Annotated in this window: 14 protein-coding genes; 4 read left to right on the plus strand and 10 right to left on the minus strand. The window is 70.4% G+C overall.

What is annotated here, in order from left to right:
* Nucleotides 1-218 precede the first annotated feature (218 nt).
* The 3 genes from ACWF82_RS13720 to ACWF82_RS13730 are packed head-to-tail and all read left to right on the plus strand — an operon-like array spanning nucleotide 219 to nucleotide 3,301.
* Complete coding sequence (locus ACWF82_RS13720; protein ID WP_452501060.1) at nucleotides 219-1,457, plus strand: DUF2786 domain-containing protein; 1,239 nt, start codon at nucleotides 219-221, stop codon at nucleotides 1,455-1,457.
* A 39-nt stretch (nucleotides 1,458-1,496) separates the two neighbouring features.
* Nucleotides 1,497-2,285, plus strand: a complete 789-nt coding sequence (locus ACWF82_RS13725; protein WP_452501062.1) for a helix-turn-helix domain-containing protein — start codon at nucleotides 1,497-1,499, stop codon at nucleotides 2,283-2,285.
* Nucleotides 2,286-2,338: 53 nt separating this feature from the next.
* A complete protein-coding gene (locus ACWF82_RS13730; protein ID WP_452501064.1) occupies nucleotides 2,339-3,301 on the plus strand; it encodes an alpha/beta fold hydrolase in 963 nt (320 codons plus the stop codon).
* 27 nt (nucleotides 3,302-3,328) lie between these two features.
* On the opposite strand, the gene hisH is transcribed toward ACWF82_RS13730, so the two are convergent.
* The 10 genes from hisH to ACWF82_RS13780 all read right to left on the minus strand — a co-directional run bounded on the left by hisH (nucleotide 3,329) and on the right by ACWF82_RS13780 (nucleotide 17,138).
* Entirely contained in the window at nucleotides 3,329-3,964 is a 636-nt protein-coding gene (gene hisH / locus ACWF82_RS13735) for an imidazole glycerol phosphate synthase subunit HisH (protein ID WP_452501066.1), read from the minus strand.
* On the minus strand, nucleotides 3,961-4,575 hold the full coding sequence (gene hisB, locus ACWF82_RS13740; RefSeq protein ID WP_189033963.1) for an imidazoleglycerol-phosphate dehydratase HisB: 615 nt from the start codon (nucleotides 4,573-4,575) through the stop codon (nucleotides 3,961-3,963). The genes hisH and hisB overlap by 4 nt, the downstream gene beginning before the upstream one ends.
* Before the next feature lie 18 nt (nucleotides 4,576-4,593).
* Nucleotides 4,594-5,721, minus strand: coding sequence for a histidinol-phosphate transaminase (locus ACWF82_RS13745; protein WP_452501068.1), 1,128 nt, complete (start codon nucleotides 5,719-5,721; stop codon nucleotides 4,594-4,596).
* Between the two features lie 73 nt (nucleotides 5,722-5,794).
* The gene (hisD, locus tag ACWF82_RS13750; protein WP_452501070.1) at nucleotides 5,795-7,132 is read right to left on the minus strand and encodes a histidinol dehydrogenase; all 1,338 of its coding nucleotides are present in this window, start codon (nucleotides 7,130-7,132) and stop codon (nucleotides 5,795-5,797) included.
* Between the two features lie 154 nt (nucleotides 7,133-7,286).
* Complete coding sequence (locus tag ACWF82_RS13755) at nucleotides 7,287-8,885, minus strand: protein kinase domain-containing protein (RefSeq protein ID WP_452501072.1); 1,599 nt, start codon at nucleotides 8,883-8,885, stop codon at nucleotides 7,287-7,289.
* Between the two features lie 88 nt (nucleotides 8,886-8,973).
* Entirely contained in the window at nucleotides 8,974-10,716 is a 1,743-nt protein-coding gene (locus tag ACWF82_RS13760; RefSeq protein WP_452501074.1) for a penicillin-binding transpeptidase domain-containing protein, read from the minus strand.
* Between the two features lie 47 nt (nucleotides 10,717-10,763).
* Nucleotides 10,764-12,845: an acyltransferase family protein gene (locus ACWF82_RS13765; RefSeq protein WP_452501076.1), complete on the minus strand. Its 2,082-nt coding sequence runs from the start codon at nucleotides 12,843-12,845 to the stop codon at nucleotides 10,764-10,766.
* 131 nt (nucleotides 12,846-12,976) lie between these two features.
* Nucleotides 12,977-13,840, minus strand: coding sequence for an arylamine N-acetyltransferase family protein (locus ACWF82_RS13770; RefSeq protein WP_452501078.1), 864 nt, complete (start codon nucleotides 13,838-13,840; stop codon nucleotides 12,977-12,979).
* Between the two features lie 148 nt (nucleotides 13,841-13,988).
* Nucleotides 13,989-14,978, minus strand: a complete 990-nt coding sequence (locus ACWF82_RS13775) for a TAXI family TRAP transporter solute-binding subunit (RefSeq protein WP_452501080.1) — start codon at nucleotides 14,976-14,978, stop codon at nucleotides 13,989-13,991.
* A 33-nt stretch (nucleotides 14,979-15,011) separates the two neighbouring features.
* Nucleotides 15,012-17,138: a TRAP transporter permease gene (locus ACWF82_RS13780; RefSeq protein WP_452501081.1), complete on the minus strand. Its 2,127-nt coding sequence runs from the start codon at nucleotides 17,136-17,138 to the stop codon at nucleotides 15,012-15,014.
* Between the two features lie 157 nt (nucleotides 17,139-17,295).
* Here ACWF82_RS13780 and ACWF82_RS13785 point away from each other — a divergent pair, with 157 nt between their 5' ends.
* Complete coding sequence (locus ACWF82_RS13785) at nucleotides 17,296-18,474, plus strand: winged helix DNA-binding domain-containing protein (RefSeq protein WP_452501083.1); 1,179 nt, start codon at nucleotides 17,296-17,298, stop codon at nucleotides 18,472-18,474.
* The last annotated feature ends 170 nt before the right edge of the window (nucleotides 18,475-18,644 follow it).

The following is an 18,644-nucleotide window of genomic DNA, read 5'->3' on the forward strand; positions in this document are numbered from 1 at the left end:
CACCCTAGGCCAGCGCGACGCGGTCTGGAACCGCTTCGGCTCGGATTCCTTTGGGCGAGAAACGAAGTCGATTCGCCGGTACCGCGCACTCCCGAACGTTGCTGATCGACCGGATGAGCACGCCGCGCCGCCGGGTCCGTACGGGACAATGGACGACGCGAACAGTTCGCTGCTGCCCCGCCGGGCAGCCTCTCCGACGGACAAGGATCCCGCAGCTCGTGGCCAAGCAGAATCGTCGTCGTCGCACGGGACGGCGACCGGCGGCCGCCGCCGGACTTCCGGTCGAGGCCGCGCTGTCGGGTGATCCGGCGCAGGTCGCCGACGCGATCGCGACGGTCGCCTTCCTCGCGGCCCAGGGTGACACCACCGCGATCGAGCGGTTCGCCGAGCAGGTAGCCGGTGCGGATCTGGCTCGGGGAGTCGAGCGCGCCGGTGCGCGGATCATCGACCGCGCCTTCGAGTTCGGATGGTTGCCCGCCGACATCCATGCCGCCGCGCGCAGGCGGGTGGACGAGTTCGCGGCCGGTTATCTGACGGATCTGATGGCGGCGCACCGCGTCGACTTCGCCGCCGAGACCGTCGACGAGATCTGGCAGGCACAGCTGGACGAGGTGGGCGCCACGGTGTGGTGGTCGGCGGATCGTCCGCACCTCGCGCAGTGGGCCGACCGCGCCCTGCTCACCGTGCCCGAAGCGCTGACCGCCGCACTGACCGCCCTCGCCCTGCTCATCCGCCTGCCGAAACTGGAACAGATCCTGCCCCTGCCCGGCACCGCACCCAGGCACGCGCACCACCATGTCGACGAGAAGACCCTCGGCAGGGTCCGCGGGCTCCTGGCCAAAGCCGAGTCGACCTCCTTCGCCGAGGAGGCGGAAACCCTCTCGGCCAAGGCACAGGAACTCATGACCAAATACGCGATCGACCGCGCCCTGCTCGACCCCACAACCACCGACCACGACCTCCCCGCCGCCCGCCGCATCTGGCTGGAAACCCCCTACACCGACGCCAAAGCCCTCCTCGTCGACATGGTCACCCGCGCCAACCGCTGCCGCGCGATCTTCGTCGCCGACTGGGGCTTCGTCACCATCGTCGGCGACGACACCGACCTCGACGCCGTCGAACTCCTGTCGACCTCGCTGCTGGTCCAAGCCACCCGCGCGATGATCGAGACGACGACCACCGAGGAATCCCGCTCCCGCCACTACCGCAAGGCCTTCCTCACCGCCTACGCCGCCAGAATCGGCGAGCGACTCACCAGAGCCGCCGAGGCGACAATCGCCGAATCCCCCGACCCGACCCGCCTCCTCCCAGCCCTCGCTTCCCACCAGCAGCGAGTGGACAAGGCCTTCGACAGCTACTTCCCCACCGTCCGCACCAAGGGCATCACGATCCGCAGCGAGCAGGGCTGGGACGCGGGCACCGAAGCCGCCGACCGCGCCCGCTTCGACAACCACTGACCCTTGCCGGGCCCGCAGGCACACTCGTAATCTCGAATCGTGCGGCCGATCATGTCCGAACGTGAGCTGGCGGGCTGGGAGGTGGCCGAGCCGGGCGCAATCGCAATCTCCGGGGTCGCGATGCACGGTTTTCGTGATCGAGTGGCCACCGGGGTGGACATGCAGGTCGTCGCCCGGCCGGAAGTCACCGTGGTCATCCAGTTCGGTGAGTGCGAACTGGCCGTGGGAAATGCCTTCGGGCAGAACACCTTCGGCGGCGTGGTCGCGGGTCTGTCGCCGGGCCCGCACCGGGTCGGCACACGACGGGTCGAATGTCTCGAGGTGCGTTTGTCGCCGATCGCTGCCTACCGATTGCTCGGTGGCGTCCTCGGCGATCTCCAGGCCACGGTGGCCGATATCGGCGATATCTGGGGCACAGCGGCAACGCTGCTACGTGAGCAACTGGCTGAAACAGCAACGTGGGCAGACCGATTCGCTGTGACGACCCGGTTCCTCACCGACCGGTCCTCGACCAGGTCAGCCGATCCCGAAGTCGCCGCCTGCTGGCATCGCATCGTCGCGAGCAACGGTGACGTGCGGGTGCGGGACCTGGCCGAGCTCACCGGATGGAGTCGCCAACGCGTGTGGTCGAGATTCACCACCCAGGTCGGGGTGACTCCCAAACGTGCCGCGATGGTGGTCCGGTTCCGGTCCGCGTTCGATCTGCTGGTGTCGGGCCGCTCCCCCGCCGATGTGGCGGTGGCCTGCGGATATTCGGACCAATCGCATCTGCACCGTGCTGTGTCGACCTTCGCGGGGATCACGCCGGGTGTGCTCGCGACGATCTGACCGCCGGAACATTCGTTCAAGACACCGCCCGCACCCGGCCCGACAGTAGGTGCATGAACAATTCCCAGGGACTCGAACACCGGATCCGCGCGGCCGAGCAGCGCGTGGCCGGCACCTACGGACTGACGATCACCGAACGCCTTGTCACCCTTCGCGACCCGTCGGTTCAGGTCCGCGTCCTGATAACAGGATCCGGCGACCCGGTAGTCCACATCAACGGAATCTCCGCGCCCGTCCTTGGCATGGCACCCCTCGTCGCCCAGTTGCCCGGCTTCCGGCACATCCTCATCGACCTGCCCGGCCACAGCCTCGCACCCTCGTACTCCTGGCAGGGACGGACCGTCCGCGAGCTCGCGATGGGCGTGCTCACCGGAACTCTGGACGCGCTGGAAGTGGAACAGGCCGCATTCGTCGGCAGTTCGCTGGGCGGCCTGTTCACGCTGTGGGCGACGCTCGACACACCGGACCGGCTGACGCGAGCGGCGATCGTCGCCACCCCGGCCACCGCACTACCCGGATCCCGGGGCATCGCCGAGATGGCATCGCTGACTTCCCCGATCCGCGGCGGTCTCGACCAGCGCCTGATGCAACTGCCGTCCCCTCGATTCGTCGCCCGCTTCGCCCTCACGGAGGCGATCGGCGCCCCTGCGGCACGTGCCATCTCCGACGACATGCTCGACCTGCACCGCCTGCCACTGCGCCTGCCCGGCCAAGCCGCGTCGTACCGCGCCCTGCTGTGCCGACTCCTGCGTGGCCGCACGCCGCGTCCCGAAAATGTCCTGACCGACGAAGAATTGGCACGGATCGAGGCCCCGGTGCTGTTCGTCTGGGGCGAGCACGACGTGTTCAGCTCACCCGATCAGGCACGGCCATCCGTGACGAGGATTCCCGGCGCGCGTCTCGTCGTCGTCCCCGGCGGCCACGCCCCGTGGTTCGACGACGCTGCCCGCTGCGCAGCGCCGATCAGCGGCTTCCTGGCAGGCGAACCGCTCAGCCCAGACCCCATCGGCCGCTGAGCAGAGCGGGAAAGCGCAGCGTCCGAACTACAGCGACCCGATCCAGTTGCGCAGCAGCTGAGCACCCGCGTCACCGGACTTCTCCGGGTGGAACTGGGTGGCCGAGAGGACACCGTTCTCGACGGCGGCGAGGAAGGGGACGCCGTGTTCGGCCCAGGTGAGCTTCGGGGGCGCGATGTGCTCGTTCTCCGGGAGCTCCCACTGCTGGGCGGCGTAGGAGTGGACGAAGTAGAAGCGGGTGTCCGCGTCCAGGCCGGCGAACAGGGTGCTGTCGGCGGGGGCCTTGACCGTGTTCCAGCCCATGTGCGGGAGGACGGGGGCGTCGAGGCGGGCGACGGTGCCCGGCCACTCGCCGCAGCCTTCGGTTTCCACGTCGAACTCGACGCCGCGGTCGAACAGGATCTGCATGCCGACGCAGATGCCGAGGACCGGTCGGCCGCCGGCGAGGCGCTGCCCGATGATCCGCTCACCGCGCACCTCACGCAGCCCGGCCATGCAGGCCGCGTACGCGCCGACACCGGGGACGACCAGCCCGTCGGCGGCGAGCGCGACCTGCGGGTCGGCGGTGACCTCCACCTGCGCACCGGCCCGCACCAGCGCGCGCTCGGCGGAGTGCAGATTGCCGGAGCCGTAGTCCAGCAGGACGACGGATTTCGAACTCACAGCACACCTTTCGTCGACGGAACGCCGCTCACCCGCGGGTCGATCTCGACGGCCGCGCGCAAAGCCCGTGCCACCGCCTTGAACTCGGCCTCGGTGATGTGGTGCTGATCGCGGCCGTAGAGCACCCGCACGTGCAGCGCGATCCTGGCGTTCTGCGCGATCGACTCGAACACGTGCTTGTTGAGCACGGTCGAGTACGAGGCGCCGGGGCCCGCACTCGGAATGATGGTGTGCACCAGGTGTTCCGGCTCGCCGGTGAACACGCAGTACGGCCTGCCGGACACGTCGACGGCGGCGTGCGCGAGGGTCTCGTCCATCGGGATGAACGCGTCGCCGAAGCGGCGGATGCCCTTCTTGTCGCCCAGCGCCTTGCCCAGCGCCTGCCCGAACACGATCGCGGTGTCCTCGACCGTGTGGTGAGCCTCGATCTCGATGTCGCCCTCGGCCCGCACCACCAGGTCGAACCCGGCGTGCGCGCCGAGCGCGGTCAGCATGTGGTCGTAGAACGGGACACCGGTGGAGATCTCGGTCTGCCCGGTGCCGTCGAGGTTCAGCTCGACCAGAATGCTGGATTCCTTGGTGACGCGCTCCACCCGCGCTGTTCTGCTCATATCAATTGCCTCCAGCGGTCAGTGGGTGAGGTCGGTGCCAGCGATGTCGCGGCTCACGCGCAGGAACTCGTCGTTCTCCGCGGCGAGCCCGACGGTGGCGCGCAGGTAGCCGGGGATGCCGACGTCGCGGATGAGCACACCGGCGTCGAGGTAGTGCTGCCAGGCGCGTGCGGCGTCGGTGAACCGGCCGAAGAGGATGAAGTTGGCGTCGCTGGGAATCACGTCGAAGCCCTGCTCGGCCAGCGCGGCGGCGACCCGGTCGCGCTGCGCCGCCAGTTCCGCGACGCTGCCCAAGGTTTCGTCGGCGTGCCGCAGGGCGGCGCGCGCGGCGGCCTGGGTGACCACCGACAGGTGGTACGGCAGGCGCACCAGCAGGATTGCGTCGATCACGGCGGGCGAGGCGGCCAGGTAACCGAGGCGCCCGCCCGCGAAGGCGAACGCCTTGCTCATGGTGCGGGTGACGACGAGCTTGGTCGGGAAACGGTCGATCAGCGTGATCGCGCTCGGCGCTGCCGAGAACTCGCCGTATGCCTCGTCGACGACGACGATGCCGGGCGCCGCCGCGAGCAGGCGCTCGAGCTCGTCGATCGGGATGCTGTGCCCGGTCGGGTTGTTCGGGCTGGTCACGAATACCACGTCGGGGTGGCGTTCGGTGATCTGCGCGACCGCGTAGTCGATGTCGAGGGAGAAGTCGCCGCTGCGCTTGGCCTCGATCCACTCGGTGTCGATGCCCTCGGAGATGATCGGGTGCATCGAGTACGAGGGCACGAAACCCAGTGCGCTGCGGCCCGGTCCGCCGAAGGCCTGCAGCAGCTGCTGCAGGATCTCGTTGGAGCCGTTGGCCGCCCACACATTGGCGGTGTCGACGGCGACGCCGGTCTGACGGGTCAGGTACGCGGCGAGATCCGCGCGCAGCGCGACGGCGTCCCGGTCCGGGTACCGGTGCAGGTCGGCGGCGGCGGCGCGCACCGATTCGGCGACGTCGTCGATCAGCGCCTTGCTCGGCGGATGCGGGTTCTCGTTGGTGTTGAGCTGCACCGGCACCGTCAATTGCGGTGCGCCGTACGGGGATTTGCCGCGCAGGTTGTCGCGCAGCGGCAGCTGGTCCAGGGTCGCCGAGGCGCCGGGCACGGTGGGAGTGCTCATGCCTCCGCCTCGCTGGCGCTCGGCTGCGGCATGCGCACCGCGCGCTGGCACATGATTCGCTCGCTGCGCTCGCTCATGACAGCGCCTCGAAACGCGCCCGCACGGCCTGGCCGTGGGCGGGCAGGTCTTCGGCGTTGGCCAGGGCGACGACGTGTCCGGCGACATCCTTCAGCGCGGCCTCGGTGTACTCCACGATGTGGATGCCACGCAGGAAGGTCTGCACGCTCAGGCCGGACGAGTGCCGCGCGCAGCCCGCGGTGGGCAGCACGTGGTTGGAGCCGGCGCAGTAGTCGCCCAGGCTGACCGGCGCCCACGGGCCGACGAAGATCGCGCCGGCGCTGCGCACCCGGGCCGCGACGGCCGCGGCGTCGGCGGTCTGGATCTCGAGGTGCTCGGCGGCGTAGGCGTCGACGACGCGCAGGCCCTGGGCGATGTCGTCGACGAGGACGATCCCGGACTGCTTGCCGCTCAACGCTTCCCGCACCCTCGCGTCGTGCTTGACCACGGTGAGCTGGGCGTTCAGCGCCGCGTCGACCGCGTCGGCCAGCGCCACGGAGTCGGTGACCAGCACGCTGGCGGCGAGCACGTCGTGCTCGGCCTGGCTGATCAGGTCGGCGGCCACGTGCACCGGGTCGGCGCTGGCGTCGGCGAGGACAGCGATCTCGGTGGGGCCTGCCTCGGCGTCGATGCCGACCAGGCCGCGGCACAGCCGCTTGGCCGCGGTGACGTAGATGTTGCCTGGTCCGGTGATGAGGTCGACCGGTTCCAGCGCGGCGCCGTCGGTGTCGGTGCCGCCGTAGGACAGCAGCGCGACGGCCTGCGCGCCGCCGACCGCCCACACCTCGTCGACGCCGAGCAGCGCGGCGGCCGCCAGGATCGTCGGGTGCGGCAGTCCGCCGAACTGGGCCTGCGGCGGCGAGGCCACGACCAGCGATTCCACGCCCGCGGCCTGGGCCGGGACGACGTTCATCACGACCGAGGACGGGTAGACGGCATTGCCGCCTGGCACGTACAGCCCGACCCGCTCGACCGGCACCCACTTCTCGGTGACGGTGCCGCCGGGCACCACCTCGGTGACGGTGTCGGTACGGCGCTGGTCGGCGTGCACCTTCCTGGTCCGCTCGATGGCGACCTCGAGCGCGGCGCGCACGGCCGGGTCCAGCTCCTCGAGTGCCGTGGCCAGCTCGGCGACGGGCACGCGCACCGCGGCGGGGCGAACGCCGTCGAACTTCTCGCTGTAGTCCAGCGCGGCCTCGGCGCCCCGGTCGCGGATGTCCTCGACGACCGGCCGCACATGATGCAGCACCGAGTCGACGTCGACCCCTCCGCGCGGCAGCGCGGTGCGCAGCTCGGCAGCGGAGGGAGTACGACCGCGCAGATCGACGCGGGCGAGCTCGATGCGGGAAGTCATATCGGGGTGCAGTCCTGTCTGTGCGTGGCTCAGGTCAGGTACCAGCCTAATGGGCGCCCGCCATCGCTTTTCCGGCACATCCCGCCGAAGACGACGGACCCGGCAGGGTTTGTCCCTGCCGGGTCCGTCATCGATCCGTTGTCCGGGCCTGCTGTCAGCGGGTGTCGCCGTCGATCCGCAGGCTGCCGCCGGAGTTCACGACCCGCATGACCATGGCCTTGGTCTGGCCGTTGATGGTGATGCTGGCCAGGCGCATGTCGGTCGAGCCGTCGACGTTGTTGCCCTTGACCGCGGTGATGCTGGCGAAGGTGTCGACGGTGCGGTCGTTCCAGTACTCCCGGAACGCGGACTCACTGCCGTAGACCTTCTGCGCGGCCGGGGTGAGCAGCGACCAGGAGCCGCCCGGGTTGGAGAAGAAGTCCTCCACCAGCAGGCCCGCCGAGCCGATGTCGACGGTGCCGACATTGGTGGTCTGGCCGAGCGCGGCCGGGACCGCGCTGGGCGAGGCCGGACCGGCCGAGGACTGCACCGAGGTCGAGGGCTTCGCCTGCACCTGCGGCGAATTCGAGTCCGAGCTGTTCATCGCGCTGACCGCGACGGCGATGGCGGCGATCACCGCGCCGACACCGGAACCGATCAGCACCGCACGGCCCTTGCCCGCCTGCTTGCGCGGTACGGGTGCGGGCTGGGCCGCGGTCGGCGGGTGCGCGGCGGTGTCGTGGCGCGTCGGCGGGCGCGGGTTCGACCGGATCTGCCGGGTCGTCGCGGTGGACGCGCCCGCATGCGAGGTCCGGTGCCCGGACTGCCGGATCACCTGGGTCGCGGCGGACGAATTGCGGCGGCCGTAGGCCTCGCTGGCGGGCACGAACCCGGCGGGCACGGCGTCGTCGTCGGCGAACGCGGCCAGCGCGTCGCGGGCCTCGGTCATCGTCGGCCGGTCCAGCGGGTCCGGGCTGAGCAGGTCGAGCAGGAAGTCGGTGGCAGGCCCGGCATTGCGCGGCTCGCGCACCTGACCGTTGGCCGCCGCGTAGAGCACGGCTAGGGGATTGGCGTTGGCGCCGTAGGGCGGTTCACCCTCTAGCGCGTGGAACAGCGTCGCACCCAGCGCGAACACGTCGGCGGCCGGCGTCGGATCGGAACCGCGCGCGACCTCCGGCGCCAGGTAGGCGGCGGTGCCGCAGATCAGGCCCGTCTCGGTGAGGGTGACGTCACCGGCGGCGCGGGAGATGCCGAAGTCGGTGATCTTCACCTCACCGTGGTCACCGAGCAGGATGTTGCCCGGTTTCACGTCACGGTGCACGAGTCCGGCCTGGTGGGCGGCGATCAGCGAGGACGCGACCTGTTCACCGATGCGGGCGACCTCGGTCAGCGGCAGCGGACCCTTCTGTCCCAGCTCGGCGGCCAGGCTGACCGACTTGAGGTACTCCATCACCAGGCACGGGTCACCGTTGTGCTCGGTGATGTCGAAGACGACGATGGCGTTGGGATGCTGGAAGCGCGCCGCGTTGCGGGCTTCCCGAATCGCACGCTGGCGCAGGACATCCCGCTCGCCCTCGGGCAGGCTGGGTTTGATGTGGATCTGCTTCACAGCCACGGAGCGTTGGAGGCGTTCGTCGACAGCGCGCCATACAACGCCTGTGCCGCCGCTACCAATACGCTCGACCAGGCGGTAATGCTCCGCGATCTTCTGACCGGTATCGATGGCGCCTACTCCGAACCTTCTCGAAATTGTGACATCCCGCGTATTGACCATGGATATGGTCCGTCGACGAGTGTAGCTGGCCCGGTGCGGACCGCGTGCGGCAGCGTGGGTATTGCTCGCCCACAGAGCGTGACATAGATCATTGTTTGGCCCTCAGCATCCGTCCGGCGGCCTCCACCGCGGGCCCGGAACTGCCCGCGTCGGCGACGAAGACCGCGAACGCGAGGTCGCCGTCGATGCCGACGAACCAGCCGTGCGCGTGCTTGTCGTCGAGGTATTCGGCGGTGCCGGTCTTGCCGAGCAGCCCCGGAATATCGCGTAACGCGGTAGCGGTTCCGGCGGTCACCGTCTCCCCCATCATGGTCTCTATCTGCGACGTCACGTCGGCGGGCACCGGCGCGGACGCCCGGTCCGCGGTGCCGGGCCGCCCGCGCACGATGGCGGGCGCCGGCGCGGAGCCGTGCGCGAGCGAGGCGGCGACGAGCGCCATCCCGAACGGCGAGGCGGTGACGCTGCCCTGCCCGATGCTCGACTCCACCCGCTGGGCCGGGTTCTGCGCGGACGGAACCTTCCCGGTGACAGTCGTCAAGCCGGGTGTCACATAATCCACCCCGAGACCCAGCTGCGCGGCGGCCGCGGTGAGCCCGTCGGCGGGCAAGCGCACGCCGAGTTCGGCCATCGTGGTGTTGCAGGAGCGCGCGAACGCGGTGTGCAGCGGCACCGAGCCGAGATCGAAGCCGTTGTCGTTGGGAATCGTGCGGCCCTCGATGGTCGCGCGGCCGGGGCAGGGCAGCACGGTGTCGATGTTCACCCCGCCCGCCTGCAGCGCGGCCGAGACGGTGACGGTCTTGAACGTGGACCCGGGCGGGTAGAGGCCGGTGAGCGCGATCGGGCCTTGCGCGTCGGCCGGTGCGTTCTGCGCGACGGCCAGCACGTCCCCGGACGACGGCCGCAGCGCGACGATCGCGGCGGGCTGGGTCAGCGGGGTCAGCGCGGCCTCGGCGGCGTTCTGCAGGTCGATGTCGACGGTGGTCGCGATGTCGGTGGTCGGGGTCGCGTCGGGTCCGGCGATGCGCTGGGTGCCCTGGGCGGTCTGCGCGCGCACCGCCCACCCCGCCGCGCTGTCGGCCTGCTGCTGCCAGAGTTCGGCCAGACCGGAGTTCGTCGGTCCGGCCAGGGTCTTGTCGACGGTGAGCAGCCTGGTCTGCGGTGCGAGCGTCACGCCGCGCACTCCGCTCAGCGTCTGCTGGACCGGGGCGATGTCGGCTTCGCGCAGCGCGACCGCGGTGATCGGTTTACCTTGCGCCGCGGCCAGATCCGTCCGCAACGTGGCCTCGGTGACACCGTGCGGCGCGAGCAGCGCGGCCGCGGCGGCCAGGTCGGCGTCGGGGGCGACGGTCACCAGCGTCACCACCTGCTGGGTCATCAGATCGCCGCCCGAGGAGTCCAGCACGCGTGCGGGTTTCGGATAGACCGGGCTGTAGCTGAGCGGTCCGAGCTCGAGCCCGGGGGCGACGATCGCGGGATTCCAGTCGATCTTCCAGCCGTCGGTGCCGGCGGCGGTGCCGGTGCTGGTGTAGGTCCACTCGTTGCGGCCGCCGGGGCCGAATTTCCAGGTCGATTCGAGGGTGAAGGAGCTGTCGCCGGTAGCCGACACCCGGACCGAGTCGTTCTTTCCGAGATTCTCGAACAGGGTGGTCAGCACCGGACGGGCCTGGTCGGGAGCGTCGGTGAGCGCCGCGGCCGCGGCGGCGTCACCGCTGCTCAGGGCGGTGGCGAAAGCGTCGGCGACGGTCTGTGGCTGATCGGGTCCCGACGAGCACGCGACCGGCAGCAGGGCGAGCGCGAGGAGCAGGACCGGTGTCTTGCGGGAGATGCGCACGCGACCGAGGGTAGCCGCAGTCGTGGCATCGGTAGGCATCTCGCTTGTTACCACCAGCCGGTGATCGCCCCGATCTGGCGGCCGAGCTCGGGGGCGAGCGAGCGCGCGTAGCTGGCGGTCAGGTGGTGTTCGTCGCGGTAGATGAGCACATTGCCCTCGACGACCCGGCACCGCTGCGGCCTGCACACGGCATCGGAGAGATCGAGCAGATAGACGTTCGGGTACCCGGCCGCCGGTTCCCCGGCCGGGTCGACGGCGTCGAGCGCGTCGGCCCGGTCCAGTCCGCAGCTGTCGGGATCGCCGCGATGGGCCAGGCAGTCGGTGGCGCGGTAGAGGACGCCGTCGCGGCGCAGTCGCGGAGTATCGCGCAGCGCCAGCACATTCAGGCCGCGGTCCTGCATCGCCGACCACACCTCGAGATATTCGCCGGGCACCTCGTCACCCGGACCGTCCTTGCGATACCGCGTCGACAGGGTGAGCACCCAGTCCGGCGGCTCGGCGGCCAGCCGGTCGAGCACCTCCACCGACCATTCGTGGCATTCGGGGAACGGCCATTCGGCATACGAGGGCTGATCGGCGAGGGTGACAGGGCACCCCTCCTTGAGATAGGAGACCACCCGGATGCCGTGCTCGACGCCGAGCAGTTCCAGCGCGGGAATCCAGTGCTCGGAGTGCGATCCGCCGACCACCGCGATCGAGCGGGTCGCGCTGTGGTCGCCGTAGGTACAGGTGCGGACCTCGCGGTTGGGGGTGATGCAGCCGTCGGTCGTCGGCGGCGGCGAGTCGGCCTGCCCTTCGAACACGGTGGGGCGCATCGGTTCCGGCGAGTACTCCGCGCCCGACAGCAGGGCGGCCGCCCCCGGATACCGGTCGACGTCGAGCGCCTGCGGCGGCACCGCCGGATTGGCCCGCAGCACCAGCTGCCAGCCCAGCGCCGAGGCGAGCACGGCGACGGCGAGCGCGCCGACCAGCACACCCGTCGGCCGATGCCTGCCGACGGGGCTGTCCTGACCGGTGGGCGGCAGCCGCAACGGCGTCTCGATCAGGCGGGTGGTCGCATACGCCAGCACCAGCGAGACGCCGATCACGAGCAGCCCGTCGGCGAGCCCGGCGTGCGCGCGGCCGGATTCGGCCAGATAGAAGATGAGAATCGGCCAGTGCCACAGATACAGCGGGTAGGCGATGGCCCCGAGTTCGGTACAGACCCGCCCGGCCAGCACCCGGTTCGGCCACGCCGCCGCCCCCGCGACACCGAATCCGGAGGCGATCACCAGACAGGCCGCGGCCACCGGCCACAGCGCCGCCACCCCGGGAAACTGGATGGCGCCGTCGAAGATCGGACCGCACGACAGCACCATCAGCAGGCCCACCGCGGCGGCGAGTCCCCGCACCCGCCGCGGCAACCGCAGCCACAACGCTGCCACGGCCAGCGCCGCACCGGCCAGCAGTTCCCAGCCGCGCGCGACGCTGTCGTAGTAGGTCCACGCCTGATGCTGCGCGGAGCCGGACGCGGCGTACCAGAACGAGAGCAACCCCACCCCGGTCAGCACCATCAGCAGCGCGGGCCGACCGGCCGCGCCACGCCGTCGCAGCCACGCCCACCCGGCCAGGACCGCGAGGATCACCAGATAGAACTGACCCTGCACCGACATCGACCACAGATGCTGCAACGGGCTGACCGACGGATCGGGCGCCAGGTAGTCGAGTTCGGCGGTCGCGAGATACCAGTTCTGCGCGTAGAACATCGAGGCCAGCGTCTGCGCCGCCGTCTCACCCAGCTGGGTGTAGGGCCGCAGGGCGACCGTGGCGAGCACGATGGCTGCCAGCACCACCACCAGCGATGGCATCAACCGGCGTACGGTTCGCCGCGCGGTCACCCGGGCCGACACACCACCCCGGCGTTCGACCCCGCGCACCACCGCGCCGGTGAAGAAGAACCCCGACAGCACGAGAAACACGTCGACCCCGCCGGACACCCGGCCCGCCCACACGTGGAACGCGACGACCAGCGCGATCGCGACGCCACGCAACCCGTCCAGGTCCTGCCGCCGCCCGGCCGGGGCTGCGCCGGGTCGACGAAGGATCGCCGTCTCCGGCGCAACCGCGGACGCGGACTGAACTTTCGGCACGAACGACCCCAACGATTCGGACCCCACAGCACACAGCGGGGTTTGTTTCCCGGCAAGTAACCATCAATTTGCCGTAGCGCCACGTGGGAAGCAAACCGCCGAGCCGTTGCGGAGGCCCGCGATGTGGGCCGCTAGGGCGTCCGCCAGGGCAACGTCACCAGGGCGGCCGCGTCGGATTCGTCGAGGTCGATGTCGAATACCTCGGCCAGCACCTTGGGCAGTTCGCCCGGTTCGAGTTCCCGCGAGTGCGCGGTGCCGTCGGGATATTCGGTGGTCAGCGTCATATCGTCGAGTACGTGGTGGACCTCGGGCAGGAACCGCTGCAGGAAGGGCCGGGTGGTGAACGGGGATCGCGGCGACGTCGAGACGAAGTGGTTGCCGACGGCGTAGTCGATCCGGTACTGCGGGTTCTCGGTGAACGTGTAGCGATCGATCCAGCCGTCGCGGCCGAACTGGAACAGCACCCAGAGGTCACCGGGGCGGCGCTCGAGACGGTAGCGCCACTCACCGAGACTGAATTCACCACGCCCGTCGACCAATTCGAAGGGCTCGAGCGGGCCGAAACCGAAGCCGACGTCGCAGATCCAGACGCGATCGTCGCCGGGTGCCGTCACCCGCAGCAGGGCGTGGGTGGCGGGCCGGATCGCCCCGTCGGCGAACGCCCCATAGGTGACGCGGCCGCTCAGCCCGGAGACGCCGAACCCGAACCGTTCCAGCACGGCGGCGAACACGCCGGCATTCTCGAAGCAGTACCCGCCACGGCGGCGCCGGATCAGCTTGTCCTGCAACGCCTCCAGCTCGAGCGGGATCCCGCGGCCGAGGATGATCTCGAGATTCTCGAAGGGAATCGTCGTGGTGTGGCCGCGAACCAGCGCGCGCAGGGTGTCGAGGGAGGCGGTGCGCGGTCCGTCGTAGCCGATCCGGGCCAGGTAGGCCTCCAGATCCAGGTCCTCGCCCAGCCAGCGGTCGTCGCGTCGCTCAGCAGCCTCTGTCATACCTCGCACAACTTCGCTGTGGCGCCCCTTGTTCCCGGCCGCCCCGGTCAGGCCGCGCCCCACTGCCTCATGCCGAGAGTGTCCCTCTCCCGGTGCCACCGCACGCGACCGTCGCGACCGCACCCCCGCGGACGCGACGGTCCCGCACTCAGCCCAGCGCGACCGCCGACCCGCGGTGCAGCTGCACCGGCTCGGTCTTGCTCGCGGTGTCGGCATTGATGCCCTTGGCCGCCGGATTCGCCTGCTCCAGCTGCGGCTTACGGTCGAGCAGCGTCTTGGTGAGCACGCAGGCCAGATTCGCGTCCAGGTCGTCGCGGACGACGAGCAGGTTGGGCACCACGATGGTCGGCACGTCGGCGGCGAGGCCGTAGGTGGCGGCGGGGATCGCCCCCGTCTCGTACACCGGGTTGATCTCCTTCAGCTTGGGCAGCACCCCGGTGATGTCGAGGAAACGGACCTTGTCCCTGGCGGTGGTGAACAGGTCGGTGATGCCGGGCGTCGGCAGACCACCCGACCAGAACATCGCGTCGATGGAACCGTCCTTGAGCCCGTCGACGGTTTTCGTCAGGTCGAGACGTTGCGCGGAGACATCGCTGTCGGGGTTGAGGCCGGCGGCTTGCAGCACACGCTGCGCGATGACCTCGGTGCCCGATTTGGGCGATCCGGTGGACACCCGCTTGCCGCGCAGATCAGCGAGTGAGTTGATGCCCGCGTCGGCACGCACGATCACCTGGGTGTAGTTGTCGTAGAGCCGGGCCAGCGCGCGCACCGGCTGCGGGCTGGTGAAGCTGCCCGTGCCCTGCACGGCGTCGGCGGCGGAGTCGGCCAGCGAGAAGCCGACCTGGTAGGTGCCGCCGACGACCTGCTGGATGTTCTGCACCGACGCGCCGGTCTCGGCGGCGGTCGCCTTGACCGTGCCGCCGGTGGCGGCCGAGACCTGCTCGGCGTAGGCATTGCCCAGCGCGAAGTACACGCCGGTCGCATTGCCGGTGGCGATGCCGATCCTGGTGTCCTGCTTCACTTCACAGGTCACCTCGCCGCCCGTGTCGGCGGTCGGGGTGTCCTGCCGCCCGCCGCATCCGGTGAGCACGGCCGCCGCGGCGGATACCGCGACCACGGCGACAACTGTTCTGACCATGAGGTCCCTCTCGTCGGAGCTGATGTCCACGGATCACGGTGTATCCGTGGCTGTTCGGCGTCGCGTCCGGTCGACGACGCCCGCGAGTGCGGCGACGAGCAGCATCGCGAGCCCGATGCCGGTCGCGGCCGGACTCGGGTAGAGCAAGGTCAAGCCGGCCACCGCGGCCAGCCCGCGCGGGATCGGCCCGACCGCGCCGATGCCGAACAACCAGCCGCCCGTCGCCGCCGCCAGCGCCGCCACGCCGACACAGGCGGCCGCGCTCACCCACAGCACGTCGAGCAGGGCGCCGCGGCCGAGCAGGTGCTGGCCGGAGTCGGTGAGCACGAACATCAGCGGCACCAGGAACGCGGGCAGCGCGTATCGCAGAGCCGCCCACATGGTGGGCATGGCTTTCGCTCCGGTGACCGCGGCCGCGCCGACGGCGGCCAGCGCGGTCGGCGGCGTCACCTCCGAGAGCACCGAGAAGTAGAAGACGAACATCGCCGCCGCAGGCGCGGCGACGTCCAGGTCGAGCAGCGCCGGCCCGATGATCACCCAACCGATGACGAACGACGCCGTCACCGGCACCGCCAGCCCCAGCAGCGACAGCGCGATCGCCGCCAGCACCGCGGTCGTCGCCAGGACAACGGCGGGGTCGTCGGACAGCACCGAACCGGCTCGCACCAGCAACGACGCCAGTTGCGCGCCGAGGCCGGTCTTGGTGGTCATCGCCGTGATCACGCCCGCCGCCGCGCACACCGCGACCACGGGCAGCGCCGAGCGCATGCCGAGCGACAGCGCGCGCAGGGCCTCGAGCGCGAACTGCCCGATCTCGCGCCCCGACCACTGCCGCCCGTCCACGCTCGGAACAACTTGTTCGCCGGGCACTTTCGCGTCCTTGTCGCCGGATGCCGCCCGCGCGCGCAGCATCCGGTCCGGCACGGCCAGGATCAGGGCGAGCACCGTGGCGTAGACGACGGCGCGGGTCGCGCTCATCCCGGCCAGCAGCAGCACGACGATCACGATCAGCGAGGAGAAGTGATACCCGAAGCGCCCCAGCAGTTTCCACCACGGCGTGGGCAGCGGCCCGTCGGCGAGGTCGGCGGGCGCGCGTCCCTCGGCGTGGATGCGGCGGGCGTCGATCTCGACCGACAGCAGGATGCCGAGGTAGTAGAGCAGCGTCGGGATCAGCGCCCACCCGAGCACCGTCACATACGACACGTCGAGATATTCGGCGACGATGAACGCCGCGACGCCCAGTGTGGGCGGCGACAGGATCGCACCGACACCGGCCGCGGCGAGCATGCCGCCCGCCTGTTCGGGCCGGTAGCCCGCCCGGCGCAGGATCGGCCAGGTGACCGCGCCGGTGCTCACCGCGGTCGCGGTGCCCGACCCGGAGACGGTGCCGAGCAGGAACCCCGACACCACCGCTGTCCGTCCCGCCGCGCTGTGCGAGCGACGGAACAGCGAGACCGACAGATCGACGAAGAACCGTGCGGCACCGGAAAATTCGAGGACAGCGCCGTAGAGGGTGAACAACACGATGTAGCTGGCCGCCACGTCCAGCGGCGTGCCGTAGAAGCCGCTGCCGGAGTTGTACAGGGCGTCGACGATCTGGTCGACATCGAGTCCGGCGTGCGCGATCGCCCAGTCCTGCGGCAGCAGTCCACCGTAGTAGCCGTAGGCGAGGAACACCAGACACACCGCGGGCAGGATGATCCCGGTGGTGCGCCGGCACGCTTCCAGCACCAATACCAGCAGCAATCCGCCCATCACCACATCCAGTGGCGCCAGCATCCCCTGCCGGTCGAGGAACGCGTTGTAGCCGCCACCCGCGTCGCCGATGCGCACCGGCAGGATCGGATACAGGCACACCAGCAGCGCGACCGCGGCCAGCACCCAGTCGAGCACGGCGGGACCGTCGGCGCGATCGAGCCTGCCCCACCAGGACCGGTAGCTCAGATACACCAGCGGCAGCGCGACCGCGAGAAACACCACCAGGTAGTACTGACTGCCTTCGGCCAGCGGCCGGAACACCTGCCACACCGACAGCAGCGCCAGCCCGAGCGCGACCACGGCGACCAGCAGGCCCGCGAACCCGGACAGCACCCGCGCAGGCCGCTCCTCGTCGTCCACACCCAGTTCAGCGGCAGTGACGACCGGTGGCGCTGAGCTCATCAGCGGACCATAGCAACGGGATTCGCGCGTCGGAGTGAAAACGACGACCGCACGGTCTGCACAAAATGGACATTTCGCGCCGGTCGATTCGGCCGCCGATCAGCGCAGCGAACCCGCGGATGGCGAGACTGTCGGTGCCCCCACCTACGATCCGGACATGCTCTCGATCGATGTCGCGCAGCGACGCGCACGCCTGGCGGCCCGGCATCGCCTCGCGCCGTCGGCTCGCTCGACCGACCCCGTCGATATCGCCCGCTCGATGGTGGTGCTGCACGCCACCGATCCGGCGACGGTGTACCTGTCGGTCGGCGCCCGCGGCATCGATCTCACCCCGGTGGATGTCGGGAAGGCGCTCTACGACGACCGCACCCTGCTGCGGCTGCTCGCCATGCGCCGCACCATGTTCGTCGCGCCGACCGAGTTGCTGCCGGTCCTGCAGGCCTCCACCTGCGACGCGCTCGCGCACAAACAGCGTCGCGCCTACGGCCGCTATATCGAACAGGCCGGGGTCGTCGAGGGCGACGTCCAGTCCTGGCTCAGCGATGTCGAGGCCGAGACACACACCGCGCTGCTGGCCCGCGGGGCGGCGACCGGCGTGCAGTTGAGCAAGGACGTGCCGCGCCTGCGCACCCAGATCGATACGGCTCCCGGCAAGTCGTATTCGAAGCCGACCAGCATCACCACCTGGGTCCTGGTGGTGCTCGGCGCCGAGGGCCGGATCGTGCGCGGGCGCCCGAACGGCAGCTGGGCCAGTAGCCAGTACACCTGGGCGCCGGTCGAAACCTGGCTGCCACAAGGGTTCTCCCCTGTTCCGGCCGAGCAGGCCCGGGTGGAACTGGTGCGGCAGTGGCTGCGCGCCTTCGGCCCCGCTCCCGTCACCGACCTGAAGTGGTGGACCGGCTGGACCCTCGGTGAGGTCCGAAAAGCCCTGGCGCACCTGGATACCGTCGAAGTCGACCTCGACGGAGTCACCGGCATCCTCCTCGCCGACGACCTCGACCCGGTGCCCACCCCGGAGCCTTGGGCCGCCCTGCTGCCCGCCCTCGACCCGACTCCCATGGGCTGGCAGTCCCGCGACTGGTTCCTCGGCCCGCACGCCGAGGCCCTGTTCGACCGCAACGGCAATATCGGCCCCACCATCTGGGCCGGCGGCCGCATCGTCGGCGGCTGGGCCCAACGCTCCGACGGCGACGTGGTGACCCGGCTCCTCGAAGACGTCGACGCCGACACCCAGAAACTGATCGATGCCGAAATAGACCGCACCACAACCTGGTTCGGTGAAGTGCGCGCCATCCCCCGCTTCCGCACCCCACTCCAGCGCGAACTGACCGGATGATCCGGCTCAGCCGGAGGGACCGGCCGGAAGCCGACGGCCTCGAGCAGCGTGTCGTCCATGGTCAGACGCGCTCGGACTTGATCCCCGACACAGAGCGAGACTCCCGGCGCGACTGCGTTTTTCACCGCAGCAGCACCGGGAGTCCCCGAGCCGGGCGCAGTTACCCGCCG

It is taken from the genome of Nocardia sp. NPDC055053, assembly GCF_053608285.1.

What these genes read in the sequence shown, in the direction of transcription:
- hisD (WP_452501070.1), bottom strand. Translation starts at nt 7,132, where the DNA reads ATGACTTCCCGCATCGAGCTCGCCCGCGTCGATCTGCGCGGTCGTACT.
- hisB (WP_189033963.1), bottom strand. Translation starts at nt 4,575, where the DNA reads ATGAGCAGAACAGCGCGGGTGGAGCGCGTCACCAAGGAATCCAGCATT.
- ACWF82_RS13755 (WP_452501072.1), bottom strand. Translation starts at nt 8,885, where the DNA reads ATGGTCAATACGCGGGATGTCACAATTTCGAGAAGGTTCGGAGTAGGC.
- ACWF82_RS13730 (WP_452501064.1), top strand. Translation starts at nt 2,339, where the DNA reads ATGAACAATTCCCAGGGACTCGAACACCGGATCCGCGCGGCCGAGCAG.
- ACWF82_RS13785 (WP_452501083.1), top strand. Translation starts at nt 17,296, where the DNA reads ATGCTCTCGATCGATGTCGCGCAGCGACGCGCACGCCTGGCGGCCCGG.
- ACWF82_RS13780 (WP_452501081.1), bottom strand. Translation starts at nt 17,138, where the DNA reads ATGAGCTCAGCGCCACCGGTCGTCACTGCCGCTGAACTGGGTGTGGAC.
- ACWF82_RS13775 (WP_452501080.1), bottom strand. Translation starts at nt 14,978, where the DNA reads ATGGTCAGAACAGTTGTCGCCGTGGTCGCGGTATCCGCCGCGGCGGCC.
- ACWF82_RS13745 (WP_452501068.1), bottom strand. Translation starts at nt 5,721, where the DNA reads ATGAGCACTCCCACCGTGCCCGGCGCCTCGGCGACCCTGGACCAGCTG.
- ACWF82_RS13770 (WP_452501078.1), bottom strand. Translation starts at nt 13,840, where the DNA reads ATGACAGAGGCTGCTGAGCGACGCGACGACCGCTGGCTGGGCGAGGAC.